Origin of the sequence: Vibrio sp. MEBiC08052 (assembly GCF_001506075.1) — a bacterium.
Lineage (GTDB): Bacteria > Pseudomonadota > Gammaproteobacteria > Enterobacterales > Vibrionaceae > Vibrio.
This window is the reverse complement of the sequence record NZ_KQ947475.1, coordinates 3,408,435-3,425,622: the sequence shown is the minus strand read 5'-3', so window position 1 is coordinate 3,425,622 and position 17,188 is coordinate 3,408,435. Positions and strand designations below refer to the sequence as shown.

Genomic DNA, 17,188 nt, shown 5'->3' with positions numbered 1-17,188 from the left:
TTGGTTGTGTTCTAGCCAATCGTTATTTTTGATAAACCACAATGACATCGTGAGGGAGCTCCAACTGTGCCGGTACATAGCCGATCGCGTTATTGGTTTTTGTAACATAGTTCAGCAATTCCTTTGCCGACGAGAGTTCGAGTGGTGGGTGACTTCGCCCCGTAAACAGTAATTGTGCCCAGTAGGATTGAATCCGACTTTCGGTTAAACCAATCACTTTGGTATTGAACAGTATTCGAGTGGGGTTGCCAACCGTTAAAGCAACTGCCTGATATTTACGGCTGAGTGTCCCTCCCATGTATATTTGTCTGATTTCATGATGTGTTAGTGCTGGCAGGTGTGATGCCGTATTGGCGATGACAAGAATATCCGGTTGTGGTTTGGCATAACTGAGGGGACATAAAATCAATAAGTTCAGTACCAGCCAAAAGCTAAATATGTGATAGAAGCGATGTCGCTGCGGCGCACTTCTCATCAGAACACCCACTCTAGGCTGACTCTATAGAGATCTGCATTTCTGTTGAAATCATTCTGAATCGAATCAAAAAAAGCGTTTTCTCCCGGTTTGCCATCTAAAAAGGTAACTTCTGCTTTGAGTGCGATTTTGGGGTGGACATCCCACCGAGTACCAAAAGTCCATGTGGTTAAATTATCCTGACTTCTGGATTTCAGTGCGCTGACGGTTTGATACAAATCACTTTCAGATATCGGTACTTCATCGGGATACGATTGATATCTGACATGGCTTTGCGCAAATGTGACATAAAACGTTAGTGGCTGGATATTGTAGCCGACGGAAAGATAATAATTCTGAATGTCTTTAATCAAATAAACTTGCCGAGGATTCATCATGGACCACTCAGCACGCAAAAAGTAATCGATGGTTTCATATGTTATCGCTGCCTCTTCAAGATCGATCCAGTGCCTCTGATTCAGTGCCTCTGCGGTTTTTATATAACCGGCGTTTTCTAGTGATGCTTGCAGTTGATTCAGCTCTGCTTTATCTAGGTTTACTTGTCCGTGGTGATGAGAAATTCGTAGTGTCAGGTCATCGATGTCAATCCGCGCAATCAATCCACCAAAGATTTTGACATCGTATTCAGTCGCCCCGAAATTGGTGTCATGTGTACCGGAGTAACGTCCTAAATAAGCTTCGAGAGAAGCGTCGATATTGTCGCTTGCATGACCCCATGCCAAATCGATACCGTGATATGTCGGGAATAGCCAACTTTTATAGATCTGCTGCGGTGCCGAGAGCCAAGGATAGGCATAACCGACATCAAGGACATCACTTAGTGCGAAAAAGGGAGTTTGTAACCGGCCAACTTTCAACAGGAGATTGTCACCGGGCTGATAAGAAAAGTACGCCCAGTTAATCAGCTCCTCGTTTGCGGAACGCTGTGTTCGTACAATGCCCTGAACCGTTGTGCTAAAGACTGAATTGAAGCGATAGGATGTTTGCAAACCGAGTAGTGTCTCAGGCTTCAGAGAGACGCGGTCTGAATGCCCCATATATGTTGCCTGAGAGGTCGTCAAATAACCTGCTGTTATCCGTCCAAATCCAGAAAGGGAAAAACGATCATCAGGATTCGCGTATCCTTTATGGGGGAGTAAAGTCAGAAATAAAGTAAAGAAACAGGCTATTTGAGATATTTCCTGATATTTTCTACGATATCTTATATTAAAAAAAGACAACATCATCTTGAGTCTGCGACGGCGCTCACCATCCAAGTTGTTAATAAATTGTAACTTATTTATTTCTAAGAAGTCTATTTAGATTTTGAATAGATTTGCTTAAGTTTCACATAATATATCTAATTGGTTCGAAGATGAAAGATTATGTCTCTTATGAACATTTTTTTCATTTATTATTGGTTTAGTTGATGTGTTTGAGAGAAAAATATGAGTAATGAATATATTGGTCCTGATGGACAGAAACGATGCCAGTGGTGTAGCACGACTACTGATTTTCTTGACTACCATGATCATGAATGGGGATTTCCGGTTGATGATGACCGGACCCTCTTTGAAAAAATATGTCTGGAAAGCTTTCAGTCTGGTTTGAGTTGGCGAACGATTCTGGCAAAACGAGAGAATTTTCGTCGGGCTTTTCTGAATTTTGATTTTAACCAAATGGCTCAGTTTACAGAGCAGGATATCGAGCGTTTGTTACAGGACGCAAGCATCATCCGGCATCGCGGAAAAATTGAAGCGGTTATTAACAATGCAAAACGAGCGCAGGAACTAGTGGCTCGGGAAGGGTCTCTGGCGGCTTTTTTCTGGCGTTATGAGCCCGATCCTGCCACGTTACCAGAACCGCAATCGGTATCAACTTCACCAGAATCAGTGGCTTTGTCGAAGCAACTGAAAAAGATGGGATGGAAGTTTGTCGGGCCAACGACGGTGTATGCATTTTTACAGGCAATGGGACTGGTCAATGATCACGAAAAAGGCTGTGTGATTCGGGAAAAAGTTGCACAGGTTCGAGCCGGTTTTCAACGGCCATAGCTTCCATCACTACATAACCATATGTTTTACATGCTTGCTTATAAACATAATTTGGATCAGATATTGGTGTAAATATTCTCATAAATGAGACAATTGCCATTTCCACGGTGGAACTCATCCATTCATTTTGACAACAGAGACGCTGAGTTCTATAAAATTAAGTAATCACTTTATAGTGATTTATATCATTACAATTATAATAAAGTTATATTCATCTATGTTCATTATTGCAGATGATGCAGTAATGATTTGATCGAATGGAGAAAGCAGGATGGTTATCGAAGTTGGATTGGTCATGTTATGCACTGGTGTCTTGTTTATGCTTTACTTCCGTATCAACCGCTAAGATTGACACGTTTGACAGGGCTCCAAAACACAGTGTCAGGATAGAGACTGTTATTAGGTTCGATGATAAAAAATATCAGTAGTCGGCACAAAGAAAGACCATGACTTGTCATACAACGAGCATGGCCTTTTTTTATTTCATTCGATATTGATGACGCCACCGATATTACAGCATCAGATGTTCGTAGAGTTGCTGTAATTGCAGATTTTTTTCTGCTCTGATTTGTAGCGCCGCTTCGATTGTAATCGACTCAAACTGAGCTTTGTAATTGGGCTGCATTTGACCGATCAGATCAAGGTCTGAGCTGATGACGGTCCCAATCGTGGCATAACCGCCGCCTGAAACGGCATCTCGAAGGAGCACAATCGGTTCTTTACCTGCCGGGACTTGAATAGAACCGATCGGATAGCAGGCATCGACAATATTTGACGGATCAGAACCGGCACCAAACGGCTGAATTCTTGGTTTGAATTCAAGCGAATGCCCCCCTTTAAAGCGATAACCAATGCGGTCAGCCTCGCTACCGACCAGCCATTCGTCTCGATAAAAACGGCGGAGACTTGATGGTGTCAGGCGGTGAGCATAGAGCCCCTCTACGACCCGAATGGTTGTTTCCTTATGAATCGTGCGTAGGAAACGTTTGGGAATCGTGCGACCTTTGCTGACCTTCTCGGTGGGGGAACCGATCGTCAGCAGGTCATCTTTTTGTATTGTTCGTCCTTTCATGCCGCCCAGTCCACCCAACACATAGGTTGAACGGCTGCCTAAGGTTGGCTCTAGATTGAAGCCTCCGGCAACGGCCAGATAAACCCGAGCGCCTTTCAGGGGATAGCCAAAACTGAGTTTTTGTCCCGCCTGTACCTTGAGGGTCGTATTCATCGGCATCACTTCGCCATCGAGCATCGGTGACATCTCTGCCCCACATACGGCGATCAGCGTTGTGCTGAGAAATTCCAGTTCTGGCCCCAAAAGTGTACATTCGAGAACGGCTGCCGTTGCCTTATTTCCAACCAATAAATTGGCTGCTTTCATCGAGAACTGATCTAGTGCGCCCGAGGGAGGAATGCCCAGATGGTAATAGCCTTCGCGTCCACCATCTTGTATGGTCGTATTGAGGCCGGGTTTGATAACTTTAATTGACATAAAGCGCCTCCATAATGCGACTTTTGTAGCCTTCCGGATCCGCAAGGTATTGCTGTAAGTCGAATCTGAATGGTCGGGTATGGAGTACATAAGTCCCTGACTCGACCGCCTGAGTGATTTGTTGGTATTCCAACTGATCAATCGGACGGAATTTCACGATGTCGCCAGCACGGAAAAAGACAATTGAGTCCTGCATGTGGGGCATCGATTGCTGAGGGTCGTAGATCGGAACGGGTGTCATCCCAAACATCTGATAGCCACCAGCACCTTTGACGGAATAGATGCAGCCAAAGCATCCACCGTGACCGACAGTCTGTTTGGGGGTGTCTGTTCTGGGGGTCAGATATTTCGGTACTTCAAGTTGTTGTTCTTGCTCGACCATTTGAAACATAAAGGGGAGGCCGGCAACAAATCCAACCATCGAGACAAACCAGGGGGAGTGGCTATGTGCACGAATAAAGTCTTCAATGTTGCCGTACCCGTTTAAACTAGCAGCGTATTCTAAATCGGTTTGTTCGGGCGATTGATGCCTATCCCGAAAACGCATCAGTGTTTCATGTGTCCAAGGGTCATTGTAATAAACCGGAATCTCAATAATCCGAGTGTTGAGGCAATGTGTCGTGCTACGAGCACTTTCGAGTGATTTGACTTGGTTCAACAATGTTTGTGGTGATATCTGGTCTGGGTTAAACCGAATCTGAAATGATGCGTTGGCAAGACAAATATCTAAAATGCCTGATAAATTCATCGCTTTTAAACGATTGGTCATCTCCAGCCCACGGAAAAACGCCGGCAGAGACATGGACTCGGAGATCTCTGCAAACAGATGTTCATCACCCCCGAAAGAGTACCGGATTGATTGTTCAGACATGTCCTAATTCTCCTTCCTCTTGTCGGTATGAATACTCCCGACGGTGTTACATCATAGTTATTTTGGGGCTTCAATACTGGCAATCACTTGGCCGGGCTCAATAAAATCTTCGTTCTCAATATGAAACGATTTCAGAATGCCATCGACATCGGCAGTGACTTCCGAAAATTGTTTCATGACTTCAATCAATCCAATCACCTCACCACAGTGAACTTCACTTCCTTCCGCGACAAATTCCGCTACGTCAGGCGCCGGACGCCGATAAAAAATACCAGGTAGCGGAGAGATGATTTGATGTGTCCTTGTCATGCTTTACCTCAATCTTAGTGATATGCATTTTAACTATTATTCATACAGTTTGGTGCCTGAATCGAAATACCGGCCTGCTCCAGCGTTTGTCTGACGGTTTGGACAACTGCCAACGCCCCCGGAGAATCGCTATGAATACAGATTGAGTCGAATTGTACAGAAATCTCCTGATTATCAATGGTCGTTACTTTATTTTCGCGACACGCTGTGAGGATTTTTTGGGCAATCTGACTCAGGTTCAACGCTCCGGTTTTTCGGGTAAAGACAATTGAACCACTCTGGTCGTACTCCCGATCGGCATAAAATTCACAGATGACCGGGTGGCCTTTGTCTAACGCAAGCTGATGAAGCTGCGAGCCATGCATCACATATAAAATAAGTTCTGGTGCAAAACGATGGATCTGATTAATGAATAAGTTAGCCGCTTCGTGGTCGTTTGCCAGATGCATATATAGTGCACCGTGTGGTTTGATATGCTGTAAAGTGACTTCGTGAACGGATGCAATCTCTCTCAAAGCTCCGACTTGATAAATGATATCGTGAATCAGTTCGTGCGCCGAAGTATGAATATGACGACGACCGAAACCGAGTAGATCGCGATACCCGGGATGAGCTCCGACCGAAACACCATGTTTTCTGGCAAGTTCTACGGTTGTATACATTGTGGACGGATCACCCGCATGAAACCCGGTTGCAATATTGGCAGAACTGATGAGCGGTATAATTTGTGCGTCTGCGTTATCACCCACATACCAATGCCCAAATCCTTCTCCGATATCAGAGTTTACATCAACGGATACCATCGCTTTCTTCCACCATTATTTATATTTATATTTTTATGCAACGCATTCAATATATAATTTTTTGCGTACTGTAAAAAAGATTTATTTTTAGATATTGTAGTATCTAAAAATCAGATACCTTGAGAAATCAACATATGTCAATGACGATTCGGCAATTGAAATATTTTGTTGCAGCAGCTGAACTTGGGCAGGTTTCTCAGGCTGCAATTCAGTTGAATATCTCACAATCGGCGGTGACAACTGCAATCCGAGAATTGGAATCATTACTTGGGGTGAATCTATTTGTGCGTAGCACTCATGGCGTGACCCTGACGGATCAGGGGCGTCACTTTTTGAATAATGCTTATCAGGTACTGAGAAGTGTCGATGAAGCGCTGAATATTCCACATACGGATGAAGAAGCAATCGGTTCAGTTCGGTTGGCGGCTACATATACGGCACTGGGGTATCTGTTGCCTTACCACTTACAGCGGCTGAAACAGTGGTATCCCAATATCTCAATCGATTTGTACGAGTTTGAACGTATGGAAATTGAAGATAAATTATTAGATGGTTCAATTGACATGGCGATTGTATTAACGGATAACTTAATAGCGTCAGGCGTTGTTTCTGAAAAATTATTCAGCTCTGAACGCAGGCTCTGGATACCCAGTCACCATGCATTGAGTCAAAAGAAAACATTGGCTTTGGAAGATATTGAAAAAGAACCGTTTATCATGTTGACGGTGGACGAAGCTGATGTGAGTGCCATGCGTTACTGGAATCGCAAGTCGTTACAACCTAATGTGATACTTCGTACCAGCTCAGTTGAATCGGTCCGAAGTATGGTTGCGAACGGATTGGGGGTGGCAATCCTTTCTGATCTCGTTTACAGGCCGTGGTCTTTAGAAGGGCGACGGATTGAAACGCGTTCTCTGGATGATGTGATTGATCCAATGAGTGTGGGCTTAGCTTGGAAGCGCGGTAAAGCTTTTACACAAGCGATGCTTGCTATTCGGGGTTATTTGCAGCAAGCCTACCTTACACCGCAGCAGAATATGATGAGAAATACGGTGTTATAAAAGTCCTGATGTGTGATCAGGTCAGTTGAGTCCATCAAACAAATAAGTGGTTGAATTGATGATATTGATTGCCGGTTGTCTGCGTTTCATTACTCAGACAGATCAATTAGCGTATATTCGAAAACGGGGTTGCTTGCGGATCGGCACACCGGGAGATTATCACTCGCTATCATACTTTGATGGCGACATGTTTTCCGGTTACGACATTGATATTGCTTCTTATTTGGCAGAGCAGTTGGGAGTTAAGGTTGAGTGGGTGTTGACTGAACGGCAGGCTCTGGTCTCCGGGTTGTATTCAGGCCAGTTTGATATCGCGATGGGCGGCATTCCTCGCTCAGTCTCCGGTCAGTATGATGTTGAACAGACGCAAGGTTATCTGACCTTCCGTCACGTGTTGATGGTCACGGCGGACAACCAACCACGCTTCGGCCGTTTTGAGCAGATCAACCGTCCCGAGGTGAAAATTGGTGTGCATGTTGGTCAAATCTACCAAACGTTGGCTGAACAGCATTTTCCGGCAGCAACCATTGTGCCTTTTGAGAACTATTTGAATATGCCACTGGCGGTATACGCCGGGCAGATCGATGTGATGATGACCGAAACACCATCGGCGCAGTTTTATCAGATGACCGAGTCACCATTGATTGCAATTCGGGAATTGGCGCAGTCGGGACCACATCAATTCAGTTATCTGCTGCCCCTCGGGCAGCAGCGGTTGCTTAATATGGTTAATCTGATTCTGGATGACATCAAACTAAAAGGTATCGAGCGACAGTTGATGGTCAAGCATGGATTGCACCAACCTTTTGAGCTCAACGCACCTGACAGCCGTTCTGTGTAGGATAGCCATTCTGTGTCAATGATCTCTCAGCGTAACCGATCTCGTCGGGTCAATGCTCCCCGAGAGAATAAGAATACTGCCTCTTAGAGTAAAATCGCGCCAGCAGTCCCCAGAAAAGCAAAAAAGCCGACGACATCGGTGACGGTTGTCAGAATTACGGAGCCTGCCAGCGCAGGATCCAGCTTGAATTTATCTAGCAGTATCGGGATTAAAACCCCAAACAATCCAGCCGTTGCAATATTGACGACAATGGCGAAAGCGATAGTCATTCCCAGTGCCGGTGATTGATACCACAGGCCAGTGATCGCACCGATAATCAATGCCCAGAACAGGCCGTTAAATGCACCAATCCCCAATTCATTTTTCAGGAAAGTCCAACGGTTGCCCGACGTGATCTGGTTTAAAGCCATCGCCCGCACCATTAAAGTGAGGGTTTGACTGCCGGCAATTCCGCCCATAGAGGCAACAATTGGCATCAAAACGGCCAGTGCAACAACCTGAGCGATGACATTTTCAAAGAGTCCAATCGTGATAGAAGCCAAAATCGCGGTCATCAGATTAATACCGAGCCATACACCCCGTTTTTGTGCCCCTTTGAAAACGGGGGCGAACAAGTCATCACCTTCGTGAATACCGGTCCCGGCCGTCAGACGGGCTTCGTAAATTTCTCGTTGAACACTAAGCGTAAACTGCCAGTCAACCGCACCGATCAAGATTCCGTAATCACCCAGTACGGGTAGGGTCGGATATTCCGAATGCTCAAGCGCACTGACGGCTTCTGAAAGCGGTGAGGTTGCTTTGAGTGGTGTGAGATTGGTTTTATTCAGTGAACTTAGCGGCGCTGAAGGTTCCGCGGTCAGTAAATCAGCGGAACTGATCAGGCCTCGGAATTTTTTGTCCTTATTGATCAGATAAATATAAGGTGTTGGACCATCCTGATATTTATCCAACAAGACTCTGGCACGGCTGACCCGAATATTGAACGGCAAAGTAAACACTTTACGGTCTGCCCAGTGACCAAGCTGGTTGTCATCATACTGATTGGCTTGGTCATAAAGCTCCAATTCATCCCGGCTGATTAATCGCAGTGCTTCACTGATGATTTCGTCAGGCAGGGAGTCTTCCCATTCCAGCAGCGACAGGTTATCCAGCTTCGTTAGGATTAATTTCAGCTCAGTCGGTGTCAGACTCTGAATGACTGAAATCCGTGCTTCTGAGCGCATCTCAGTCAGAACCGGAATATGAAATTCAAGTGGCAAAGCTCGCCAGAGCTTGACCCGTTGTTCGACTTTTAATGCCTCAAGTAAACGAGCGACAGTATCCGAATCCATACCCTGATTCAGATATGAAGTCAGTTGCTTCGACTGGTCAATATCATCGGTTTGTGTCAGTGATTCAATAAATAGGGATAAATCTTTTTGATCGCTCAATTTTTTCACTCCGAGAATGCATTCAGAACACCATATTGCATCAAAAAAGATCTACATCGGAGCATGTTGCTATGGGATGTCCATTGAGGCAGAACGCTTCCGGTATGTGTGGTCTTAAAGAGACGCTGAATCCTGCATCTTACGGTTACTTGGATGTCTATGATACTCAAGAATAAAAACAGCAGGAACAAAAATCAAAGAGAAGTACAGAGATTCTGGGAGAATCAATTTAAAAAACCCCGAAAGGTCATTGATAATGGCCAATCGAGGGTTGGAATGTATCGTTACAATACACGAGCAATTTTTAAATAACTGCTCTATCTAACGGTTATTTCGCAGCCGCTTTTGCTTGCGAGATCCAAGAGTTAAATAATTTCTGGTGCGCTTTGATCCAGCCATTGGCATGTGCTTCAATATCTGCCGTACTATTTTTCCCCTGACTCATCATCATGTTTTCCGCACTCACGTCGTTGATCTTCAGCTTCATGAGCGAGAATAATTTCGCTGCGGCCGGGTTATCTTGCGCAAACTTCTTGTTCGCAACAATTTTCATCGAGTTCATCTCGAAACCATAATTTTTGCCATTGGGGAGGCTGGTATCAATGTTCTTCCGATTACCGGGCAGTGCCGAGAATGGTACTTCAAGCCAGACTACATCTTTTCCCGGAACTAATACGCCACTGACCCAATATGGAGTCCATGTGTAATACAAAATCGGTTGGCCTTTGTGGTAACGGGCAATCGTGTCGGCAATCAATGCTGAATATTTACCCTGATTGTGCATCACCGTTGGACGTAAACCGAACGCATCCAACTGGTGTTCAACCACACTTTCACATCCCCAGCCGGGATTACACCCGGTTAGATCCGCCTTACCATCATCATTGGTATCGAACAATTTGGCCAGTTTCGGATCTTTCAGTTGCGCAATATTGGTAATGCCATATTTCTCTGAGGTTTTCTTATCAATGAGATACCCTTGTGCTGCACCTGAAATGTAGTCTCCGGCAACATAGAAGGCATCATCACCTCCCGCTTTTTCATATTTGTTGCTATGGAGCGGGAACCAACCGACGGCAAGATACGTTGCGTCGCCTTTGGCAATCGAGGTATAGCCAACGTTGTAATCAACTTCTTTGGTCGGTAAAACAGTGTAACCTAACGCTTCCATCGCTTTATTGACGATCAGGGTCTGAAAGGTTTCCTCTGCGACGGTTGACTGAACCGGTTGAACGGTGATGCCTTTGCCGGGTAAATCATCGGCAAAAGCCAGTGAGGTCTGACACGTTGATAATACCATGCCGGCAGTGATCAACATTCTCCGTGTATATTTCATATCTGATTTCCTTATGTAGGTGAGCTTATCAATGCCCGAATTCGGGTCTTAAGGAAAAGAACCACTGGATACACTTCATTCTGAAGATACGGTTCTATTGTCGCCAAGCAGACACAGGTGTGTTGGTGTCCTGTGACTGATTGGCTGTATTTTCTGTGATGATGTTGCTTATTTCGCCATCAGGCGCCAAATGAAACCGGCAGGGCCAGCGTGATACCAGCGACTCTTGTTATCCCGGGTTGTTGCACCGATCGCTTGAGTGATACGATCCAGCAAAATGGCAAGAATCACGATCCCCATCCCACCGACGGCTGCCATGCCCATATCGAGTCGGCCGATACCACGTAATACGGTTTGTCCCAGTCCACCGACGGCGATCATTGACGCGATGACCACCATAGACAGCGAGAGCATAAGTGTTTGGTTCACACCCGCCATGATGCATGGCGTCGCCAGAGGAAGCTGAATTCGGTACAACATTTGTTTCGGGCTTGCACCGAAGGCATGGCCTGCCTCGATCAAATCTTCTGGTACTTGTTGGATGCCGAGAATGGTCAGTCGCACAATGGGCGGCAGGGCAAAAATAATGGTTACGACAACCCCGGGAACATTGCCGATCCCGAACAACATGACAATCGGTACCAGATACACGAAGGCTGGAGTGGTCTGCATGGCATCCAGTATGGGCCGAATCACTTTCGCAGCTATCTGATTTCGGGCCAGCCAAATACCGAGCGGCAGTCCTATCAGTAAGCAGAAAAAGACCGAGGTCATCACTAACGCCAAGGTAACCATGGCACCATTCCAAGCGCCGATCAGGCCGATCACAATTAATGAAATCAGTGAAACGATCCCCATGCGCAGTCCTGCCATTTGCCAGGCCAGCAGAAACAGCACCGCTAACATAATTGGTGACGGTGTGGCGACTAATGCAGTCTGAAATGAGCTGAGGATCAGATCGATCGGAATGCGAATCGCCTGAAACAACGGGCGGCCATGTACCACGAGCCAGTTAAGTGCAGTTTCTACCCACTGATCAAATGGGATCAGTGCATCTTTAAATGGATGTAACCAATGAAAGGTCTCTGGTGGTGGTGTGCTGGCATTTAACCAGTCACTATTCGCTGTGGTGCTTGTCGCCCAAGGATCAACGTTTTGTGTGGATTCCATTGCCATAATATTATTCTCTGTCTAAAGTCTGAAGTAATCGGGATTTACTGATAACACCCAAATAGCGATTTTCGTCATCGACCACGGGAAGTGCGTAAGGAATGGTCGCAACCTGACCGATCAATTCACTGATTGGCGTATCGGCATGAACATGTATGGCGTCTTGTAAGAGAGCGCTGTTGAGAGAACTCCGCTGCTTCTGAGCTTCTTTCAGCGAGTCGAGAGAAACGACACCTGCATAGGTATTGCCGCGGTCAACCACAATCCCGAACTCTTTATCATTATCGAGTAACAGTTGCAGCGCTGCTGCCGGTCCGTCGTTGTCATGCTTTTTCAGAACCGTTGCAGTTTTTCTACGGGCAATATCTTTAGCAGTGAGAATGTTTGCAACATTTACCCCACGGAAGAAAGAGCTGACATAGTCATTGGCAGGGTTGTGTAAAATGTCATCCGGGGTACCGACCTGGACGACTTCACCATCCTGCATAATGGCAATCCGATCACCGATACGCATCGCTTCATCCAAATCATGAGAGATAAAGACAATCGTGCGTTTATCATCGTTTTGTAGCCGGATCAGCTCATCTTGCATCTCGGTACGAATCAGCGGGTCAAGTGCTGAAAATGCTTCGTCCATTAAGAGAATGTCAGGATCGTTGGTGAGTGCCCGGGCAAGTCCGACCCGTTGCTTCATCCCGCCAGAAAGTTCATCCGGATAAGAGTCTCCATACGCTTCCAGTCCAACACGCGACAAGGCTTCTTTTGCGCGTTGGTATCGGGTTGGTTTATCGATCCCCGCCAGCTCTAAGCCAAAAGCAGTATTGTCAATGACCGTCATGTGCGGCATCAGCGCAAAGTTCTGAAAAACCATCGAAATTTGTTTGCGCCGTACCTCACGGAGATCCTGAGCGGAGATACGTGCAATATCTCTGCCCTTGAGCAAGACGCTGCCTTGGGTTGGCTCGATTAACCGATTTAATAAACGGACTAGTGTTGATTTGCCAGAGCCGGAAAGCCCCATGATGACGAAGATTTCGCCTTCTTGAATTGAGAGAGAAACATTTTTGACACCGACAGTGAGGCCTGTTTTTTCAAAAATCTGATCTTTATCCAGCCCTTTTTCCATTAAGGGAAAAGCTGTATCAACGGACTCTCCGAATATTTTGTAAAGCTGTTTTACTTCTAATATAGCTTCCATTCATCACGACCTACGTTGTTTTTAAATTAACGACACTATGTTTTGTACTCTAAGCATTATTTGGATATAAATCAAGCATTTCTGTGATCTGTGCATTTTTATTGTTTGTAATTTATTGATTATTAATGGATATATATTTTTGTTATTTTTAATGTTTTTGTGATTTTGTTTGTACACAAATAAATTATTTTTTACCTATTGCGGGATTGTTTCGTACTGTATTTCATTAGACAATGGAGGAACACTTGTTGTGTAAAACAGAAGTGGTATTCAAAAGAAGGGGTCTGCCGTGTTAAAAATTATACTGATGGTTGCAATGATACTGTCTCTTTTTCTGAAAACTGCCGTTGCAGAGCCGGAACAGAAATACTCACAAACTGATATCTTGGATCGCCCGCTCATCGAGCGCTATATCCTCGATGAACTGAAATCATTGCGACAAGATCAGCAGGATCTAGAACGTCGTCTGACCATCCAGATGACAGATCGGGAGTTGAGCGTCGCCGATAAATCAATGAATTATGCCAATGTCACGGTCACTTATTTCTTTTACATCATTGCTGCTGCGGCGTCATTGATCGCTTTATTTGGTTGGCATTCATTAAAAGAGGTGAAGACCAAGACGAGTGAGCTGGCCGATAGGCGCTTAAATAAAATCGCGCAAGATTATGAGAAAAAGTTTCTCGCCTTAGAGCGTGATTTAAAGCGTAAAACGCGGATCATCACTGATAATAATCGTGAGATTGAGATTATCAATGAGATTCACAACTTGTGGCTCAGAGCGCAGAGTGTGCAAACACCGGAACAACGTGTGGAAGTTTATGATGAAATTCTGAAAATCCGCCCGGGAGATTTAGAAGCGTTGACCTATAAAGCTGACGCAGTGATGGAAATGAAAGAATATCACTGGGCGATGAGTTTATGCAATCGAGTGCTTGAACTTGATGAAACCAATGGTCCGGCACTGTATCAAAGGGCCTGTGCCTACGCGCGTCTGGGCGCTGAAGAACAAGCGATTATCGATCTGCAGCTCGCCGTCGATCTCAGCCCGTCACTCCGGGAATTCATTGCTGAAGAGTCAGACTTTGAAGGACTGCACGGCCATAAGACGTTTGATAACTTATTGATTGCCCCCTCTCAGGAGTAGTTGCGTGAACCAATCATGACGATTGGTTGACACATTACTCATACACATCTGTCATGTTGTCGGGATTCATCGTATCAGTCGTTGTTGACCATTATTGATGGTTGACAACGCCCTTAGAGGAGATCCCTTCATGACATATACATCAGACGATCTTGAGGCACTTTATCATGTTTGGATGTCGCAAAAAGCGAGGATGCATCTAACACAAATGGAAGTGGCTAAGCAGTTGGGACTGACCCAAATCCAACTGTCTAACATTTTGCGGGGGCGTGAGCCGCTGACGCAACAATTTGTCCAATCTTTCTGTCGATATCTCCATGTCGATCCCTATCTGTTCATGCCCAGCCTGATCAAACAGCAACGAGAAGGGCAGCAGCAAGTCAAACTGGTCAATCGAGTGATTATCGATGGTGACATTGATTCGGTTTATGTGGATGGCAATCAAGTCGTGATTGAGTACCGGAGTTCGGTGAGATAGACTCAAATCCCGATAAGGCATTTTCGGCCTTATCTTTGATAATTAACAACAATAAGAAATAACCATACCCGTTGTATAACAATCGTATTGGTATAGTCATCGTATTGGTATAGTCATCGTATTGGTATAACAACATGGAGAGACCATGAAAAAAATTATATTGGCAATATCAGTGGGCGCTTTATTCACCGCAATGACTCAGGCTTCAGAATGGGGATATAGCGGTGAAAATGGTCCGGAACACTGGGGTCATGTTTCCAAGGTCTGTGAGACCGGAAAAAACCAGAGTCCGATCAATTTGACGGATACAGTCACATCTGAGCTGAAGCCTTTGGCGATTGATTACCAAGGACAAGTGACGACTCTGACCAACAATGGTCATACGCTACAGGCAACCGTGACCGGCAACAACACGCTGACAGTTGATGGCATGCAGTTTGAATTGAAGCAATTTCACTTTCATACCCCTTCCGAAAATTTGATTAAGAGCCATCAATATCCATTGGAAGCTCACTTTGTCAATCAAGACAATGACGGCAATCTGGCTGTTGTTGCCGTGATGTTTGACATCGGAGCTGCCGATCATGAGTTGGCTCAGTTGACACAGAAATTACCGGGAAAAGGGGACGCTGTACCGGTTTCTTTCCCGGTGAAAGATTTACTGCCGACGGCTCAGAAATACTATCGTTTCAATGGTTCGCTCACCACACCTCCGTGTAGTGAAGGTGTGCGTTGGTTTGTGATGAAACAGCCGAAAACGCTCTCGACTGAGCAGGAAAATGCGCTGACCTCAATGATGGGACACAACAATCGCCCCGTTCAGGCACGCAATGCTCGCGTGGTGTTAGATGAGAAATAATCGAGTTCTGTGATTTCACTTGTCATTCAAGGTGAGATTCACTGTTGAGCCGAACTACGTTATAACGGAAAAGCCCCTGAGTATCAGGGGCTTTTTTTGTAATAAGAGGATAGATAAGCCTAGCCAATTACCACCTGAGCCAGCAGATAACCGACAATACAACCAGTCACAACAGCAATGAGACCGACAGACATAAACGAGTGGTTGAAATACCATTTGCCTATTTTCGTCGTGCCGGAGACATCAAAGTTGACGGTGGCGATATCCGATGGATAGTTCGGGATAAAGAAGTAACCATATACTGCTGGCATCAGGCCGATCAACAGGGCAGGGCTTAAACCGAGCGCCAGACCGACGGGCAGCATCATCCGAGCGGTTGCCGCTTGAGAATTGACCACGACAGAAACAACGAAGAGGGCCAGTGCAAAGGTCCAAGGATATAATTGTACCATTTCAACAATTCCGGATTTGAATTGTGGCATTGCATATTTGAAATAAGTATCTGACATCCAGGCAATCCCAAAGATCGCTATCGCTGCAACCATACCAGACTTAAAGACCACACCGTCAGGGACATTTTTCGGATTGGTCCGAGTGACCAGCAGGATAATCCCGCCGAAGCAGAGCATCATCATCTGGATGACAACTGCCATACTGATAGGCTTCGCCCCTTCGCTGATTGTTCTGATTTCCGGCACCATCGCAATCAAGACAATACAGAGAATCGAGCCAATGAAGAGTAAGACTGAGTTTCTTGCTTTTGCCGGGAGGGTTTCATTCAGCGTGGTGGCGGTTGTATTGCGGATCTCTTCTCGCCAGACCGGATCTTTCAGACGAGCCTGATAGTCGGGATCATCTTGCAGTTCTTTCCCGCGTTTGAGGCTGTACAACGACATCGCGAGTGTACCGCAAAGTGTGGCCGGCACTGTGACCATCAGAATTGAAAGGAGTGTGATATTAGCCTGAACATTGACTAACTGAGCCAGATAATAAACCACTGCCGCTGAAATCGGAGATGCTGTAATCGCCACCTGTGAAGCCACAGAAGCGGCAGCCATCGGACGTTCTGGCCGGATACCATTTTTCAAGGCGACATCACCGATGATGGGCATAATGGAGTATACCGCATGGCCGGTACCCAGCATAAAGGTCATAGTATAAGTGACAAATGGTGCGATCAGGGTAACGCGTTTGGGATTTTTCCGTAACAGTCGTTCGGCTATCTGTAGCATGTACTTCAATCCGCCAGCGGCTTCAAGAATGGATGCACAGGTGACCACGGCCAAAATGATGAGCATTACCGTAATGGGCGGTGAGGTCGGCGGCATTTTGAAGATAAATACTTCGATCACCAAACCAATGCCAGACACCACGCCCAAGCCGATACCACCGTATCGGGAGCCGATGTACAGCATCAATAATAGGAACAAAAACTCCATATACAACATATTGTAAACTCCTATAACAATTCGTTACTTCATCATCATCGATACGGTAAAAAAAATATTGACGATAATCATGTTCACTCGTCGTTTTTTCAGAAGTGTGACGCGATCGGAGAGAACTCACATTATGGAATAAAAACGTGACTACAATGCAAATCTGGTGTGTCTTTTATTAGATGAGAGTGTTAATAGGTTGTGGAAAATCACTCGGTCATTGATCTTCCACAATATGAAAATAGGGGA

The 17,188-nt window shown here is 45.5% G+C and carries 17 protein-coding genes; 6 read left to right on the top strand and 11 right to left on the bottom strand.

All coding sequences use genetic code 11. The features are described 5' to 3' along the window. Positions 1 to 22: 22 nt before the first annotated feature. Entirely contained in the window at positions 23 to 475 is a 453-nt protein-coding gene (locus VRK_RS14745) for a hypothetical protein (RefSeq protein ID WP_059122070.1), read from the bottom strand. Continuing rightward, the gene (locus VRK_RS14740) at positions 475 to 1,512 is read right to left on the bottom strand and encodes a hypothetical protein (protein ID WP_059122069.1); all 1,038 of its coding nucleotides are present in this window, start codon (positions 1,510 to 1,512) and stop codon (positions 475 to 477) included. Before VRK_RS14740 ends, VRK_RS14745 begins: the two co-directional genes overlap by 1 nt. Before the next feature lie 390 nt (positions 1,513 to 1,902). Here VRK_RS14740 and VRK_RS14735 point away from each other — a divergent pair, with 390 nt between their 5' ends. Then, entirely contained in the window at positions 1,903 to 2,508 is a 606-nt protein-coding gene (locus VRK_RS14735) for a DNA-3-methyladenine glycosylase I (protein WP_059122068.1), read from the top strand. Positions 2,509 to 3,019: 511 nt separating this feature from the next. Here the strand turns inward: VRK_RS14735 and VRK_RS14730 are convergent. From VRK_RS14730 to VRK_RS14715, 4 genes are read right to left on the bottom strand one after another with little or no spacing between them, the layout of a single operon-like run. Then, positions 3,020 to 3,997 (bottom strand): 5-oxoprolinase subunit C family protein, encoded by a 978-nt coding sequence (locus VRK_RS14730; protein WP_059122067.1) that lies wholly within the window; start codon positions 3,995 to 3,997, stop codon positions 3,020 to 3,022. Then, positions 3,987 to 4,868, bottom strand: a complete 882-nt coding sequence (locus tag VRK_RS14725; RefSeq protein WP_059122066.1) for a 5-oxoprolinase subunit B family protein — start codon at positions 4,866 to 4,868, stop codon at positions 3,987 to 3,989. The genes VRK_RS14730 and VRK_RS14725 overlap by 11 nt, the downstream gene beginning before the upstream one ends. A gap of 57 nt (positions 4,869 to 4,925) precedes the next feature. Next, positions 4,926 to 5,177 carry an acetyl-CoA carboxylase gene (locus VRK_RS14720; protein WP_059122065.1) on the bottom strand — a complete coding sequence of 84 codons (252 nt, stop codon included), beginning with the start codon at positions 5,175 to 5,177 and terminating at the stop codon, positions 4,926 to 4,928. Positions 5,178 to 5,206: 29 nt separating this feature from the next. Beyond that, on the bottom strand, positions 5,207 to 5,980 hold the full coding sequence (locus VRK_RS14715; RefSeq protein WP_059122064.1) for a 5-oxoprolinase subunit PxpA: 774 nt from the start codon (positions 5,978 to 5,980) through the stop codon (positions 5,207 to 5,209). 134 nt (positions 5,981 to 6,114) lie between these two features. Here VRK_RS14715 and VRK_RS14710 point away from each other — a divergent pair, with 134 nt between their 5' ends. Together VRK_RS14710 and VRK_RS14705 are read left to right on the top strand one after the other, a co-directional pair. After that, on the top strand, positions 6,115 to 7,041 hold the full coding sequence (locus VRK_RS14710) for a LysR family transcriptional regulator (RefSeq protein ID WP_059122063.1): 927 nt from the start codon (positions 6,115 to 6,117) through the stop codon (positions 7,039 to 7,041). A 58-nt stretch (positions 7,042 to 7,099) separates the two neighbouring features. After that, the gene (locus VRK_RS14705) at positions 7,100 to 7,882 is read left to right on the top strand and encodes a transporter substrate-binding domain-containing protein (protein WP_157371926.1); all 783 of its coding nucleotides are present in this window, start codon (positions 7,100 to 7,102) and stop codon (positions 7,880 to 7,882) included. A gap of 83 nt (positions 7,883 to 7,965) precedes the next feature. Here the strand turns inward: VRK_RS14705 and VRK_RS14700 are convergent, their stop codons facing one another. The 4 genes from VRK_RS14700 to proV form a co-directional block, all read right to left on the bottom strand. Next, positions 7,966 to 9,255 carry a magnesium transporter gene (locus VRK_RS14700; protein ID WP_443083479.1) on the bottom strand — a complete coding sequence of 430 codons (1,290 nt, stop codon included), beginning with the start codon at positions 9,253 to 9,255 and terminating at the stop codon, positions 7,966 to 7,968. A gap of 385 nt (positions 9,256 to 9,640) precedes the next feature. Further along, on the bottom strand, positions 9,641 to 10,630 hold the full coding sequence (proX, locus tag VRK_RS14695) for a glycine betaine/L-proline ABC transporter substrate-binding protein ProX (RefSeq protein ID WP_231735817.1): 990 nt from the start codon (positions 10,628 to 10,630) through the stop codon (positions 9,641 to 9,643). A gap of 186 nt (positions 10,631 to 10,816) precedes the next feature. Then, positions 10,817 to 11,824, bottom strand: a complete 1,008-nt coding sequence (gene proW / locus VRK_RS14690; protein WP_059122059.1) for a glycine betaine/L-proline ABC transporter permease ProW — start codon at positions 11,822 to 11,824, stop codon at positions 10,817 to 10,819. 4 nt (positions 11,825 to 11,828) lie between these two features. After that, positions 11,829 to 13,016, bottom strand: coding sequence for a glycine betaine/L-proline ABC transporter ATP-binding protein ProV (gene proV / locus VRK_RS14685; RefSeq protein ID WP_059122058.1), 1,188 nt, complete (start codon positions 13,014 to 13,016; stop codon positions 11,829 to 11,831). Between the two features lie 316 nt (positions 13,017 to 13,332). Between proV and VRK_RS14680 the strand changes: the two genes are divergently transcribed. The 3 genes from VRK_RS14680 to VRK_RS14670 all read left to right on the top strand — a co-directional run bounded on the left by VRK_RS14680 (position 13,333) and on the right by VRK_RS14670 (position 15,500). After that, the gene (locus VRK_RS14680; protein ID WP_443083478.1) at positions 13,333 to 14,163 is read left to right on the top strand and encodes a tetratricopeptide repeat protein; all 831 of its coding nucleotides are present in this window, start codon (positions 13,333 to 13,335) and stop codon (positions 14,161 to 14,163) included. Positions 14,164 to 14,293: 130 nt separating this feature from the next. After that, on the top strand, positions 14,294 to 14,641 hold the full coding sequence (locus VRK_RS14675) for a helix-turn-helix domain-containing protein (protein WP_059122057.1): 348 nt from the start codon (positions 14,294 to 14,296) through the stop codon (positions 14,639 to 14,641). A 145-nt stretch (positions 14,642 to 14,786) separates the two neighbouring features. After that, positions 14,787 to 15,500 (top strand): carbonic anhydrase, encoded by a 714-nt coding sequence (locus VRK_RS14670; RefSeq protein ID WP_059122056.1) that lies wholly within the window; start codon positions 14,787 to 14,789, stop codon positions 15,498 to 15,500. A 119-nt stretch (positions 15,501 to 15,619) separates the two neighbouring features. On the opposite strand, the gene VRK_RS14665 is transcribed toward VRK_RS14670, so the two are convergent. Then, positions 15,620 to 16,948: an anaerobic C4-dicarboxylate transporter gene (locus VRK_RS14665; protein WP_059122055.1), complete on the bottom strand. Its 1,329-nt coding sequence runs from the start codon at positions 16,946 to 16,948 to the stop codon at positions 15,620 to 15,622. Positions 16,949 to 17,188 lie beyond the last annotated feature (240 nt).

What these genes read in the sequence shown, in the direction of transcription:
- VRK_RS14745 (WP_059122070.1), bottom strand. Translation starts at nt 475, where the DNA reads ATGAGAAGTGCGCCGCAGCGACATCGCTTCTATCACATATTTAGCTTT.
- VRK_RS14740 (WP_059122069.1), bottom strand. Translation starts at nt 1,512, where the DNA reads ATGGGGCATTCAGACCGCGTCTCTCTGAAGCCTGAGACACTACTCGGT.
- VRK_RS14735 (WP_059122068.1), top strand. Translation starts at nt 1,903, where the DNA reads ATGAGTAATGAATATATTGGTCCTGATGGACAGAAACGATGCCAGTGG.
- VRK_RS14730 (WP_059122067.1), bottom strand. Translation starts at nt 3,997, where the DNA reads ATGTCAATTAAAGTTATCAAACCCGGCCTCAATACGACCATACAAGAT.
- VRK_RS14725 (WP_059122066.1), bottom strand. Translation starts at nt 4,868, where the DNA reads ATGTCTGAACAATCAATCCGGTACTCTTTCGGGGGTGATGAACATCTG.
- VRK_RS14720 (WP_059122065.1), bottom strand. Translation starts at nt 5,177, where the DNA reads ATGACAAGGACACATCAAATCATCTCTCCGCTACCTGGTATTTTTTAT.
- VRK_RS14715 (WP_059122064.1), bottom strand. Translation starts at nt 5,980, where the DNA reads ATGGTATCCGTTGATGTAAACTCTGATATCGGAGAAGGATTTGGGCAT.
- VRK_RS14710 (WP_059122063.1), top strand. Translation starts at nt 6,115, where the DNA reads ATGTCAATGACGATTCGGCAATTGAAATATTTTGTTGCAGCAGCTGAA.
- VRK_RS14705 (WP_157371926.1), top strand. Translation starts at nt 7,100, where the DNA reads ATGATATTGATTGCCGGTTGTCTGCGTTTCATTACTCAGACAGATCAA.
- proX (WP_231735817.1), bottom strand. Translation starts at nt 10,630, where the DNA reads ATGTTGATCACTGCCGGCATGGTATTATCAACGTGTCAGACCTCACTG.
- proW (WP_059122059.1), bottom strand. Translation starts at nt 11,824, where the DNA reads ATGGCAATGGAATCCACACAAAACGTTGATCCTTGGGCGACAAGCACC.
- proV (WP_059122058.1), bottom strand. Translation starts at nt 13,016, where the DNA reads ATGGAAGCTATATTAGAAGTAAAACAGCTTTACAAAATATTCGGAGAG.
- VRK_RS14680 (WP_443083478.1), top strand. Translation starts at nt 13,333, where the DNA reads ATGATACTGTCTCTTTTTCTGAAAACTGCCGTTGCAGAGCCGGAACAG.
- VRK_RS14675 (WP_059122057.1), top strand. Translation starts at nt 14,294, where the DNA reads ATGACATATACATCAGACGATCTTGAGGCACTTTATCATGTTTGGATG.
- VRK_RS14670 (WP_059122056.1), top strand. Translation starts at nt 14,787, where the DNA reads ATGAAAAAAATTATATTGGCAATATCAGTGGGCGCTTTATTCACCGCA.
- VRK_RS14665 (WP_059122055.1), bottom strand. Translation starts at nt 16,948, where the DNA reads ATGTTGTATATGGAGTTTTTGTTCCTATTATTGATGCTGTACATCGGC.